This window comes from Mesorhizobium sp. M7D.F.Ca.US.004.03.1.1 (genome assembly GCF_003998635.1).
GTDB lineage: Bacteria > Pseudomonadota > Alphaproteobacteria > Rhizobiales > Rhizobiaceae > Mesorhizobium > Mesorhizobium loti.
The window spans coordinates 1-755 of sequence record NZ_RZQG01001560.1 but is presented as its reverse complement, the minus strand read 5'-3'; the positions used below and the strand labels follow the sequence as shown (position 1 = coordinate 755).

Below are 755 nucleotides of genomic sequence, written 5' to 3'. Positions count from 1 at the left end.
CCATTGGCCTGGATGTTGACGATGATGCCGAGGCCGGCGTCGAGCGTGGCGGTGACGGCCTCGTTCAGCATGTCCAGCAACTTGCCGCGCGTGGCGGCGTCGGCGGCCAGGAAAGGACCGGGATCGACGGGCAGACGGATGAAATCGAGCCCGGTCCTGCGCAGCCGACCAAGGTCGTCTGGTGTCGGCACCGGCCGCTGCGACTGGAAGGGCGGCCAGTCATAGTCGGTGCGGGGTGCCGGAAATTCGCGCGTCAGCGAAAACCAGGGCCAGGCGTTGACGCCGCGCCGCCGGCGCGACCAGCCTCTCATACAGTTCCGTGCGATGCGTGATCCATCGCGGTGGTCTTGGCGGCGGTCACGCCGAGCAAGCGGTAGGCTTCATTTTCATAGGCAAGCAGGACATCATCCCAGCGGAAGGCTTCGCGGGCGCGCGCCCTGGCGGCAGCGCCGCAGGTCTTGACCAGGTCATCATCGTCCAGCGCCTGCTGCATCCGCTCGGCGCAACTGTCCTTGTCGGTGAAGTAGACCGCGGCCGCTCCCGCGGTCCACCTGTTGTAGGGATTGTCGTGCGCGATCACCATGTTGCCGGCCGCCAGCGCCTCGACCAGCGACGGGTTGGTGCCGCCGACCGTGTGGCCGTGCAGATAGGCGCGGGCGTGGAAGCGCAGCGCCTTCACCGTTGCCTGGTCGTAGATGGCACCCGGCAGGACCACCGAGCCGTTCGCCGCCTTGCGGATGGCGGCATGGTAGGGG

1 protein-coding gene and 1 pseudogene are annotated in these 755 nt (G+C 67.9%); both read right to left on the bottom strand.

The window, feature by feature from the left end:
• Positions 1–311 (bottom strand): annotated as a pseudogene (locus tag EN935_RS38690) (glycosyl hydrolase family 5); the annotation flags it as partial.
• Positions 308–755 (bottom strand): glycosyltransferase (locus EN935_RS38685; RefSeq protein WP_164771860.1); only part of this gene is annotated, 448 nt, incomplete at its 5' end. The pseudogene EN935_RS38690 and the gene EN935_RS38685, both read right to left, overlap by 4 nt.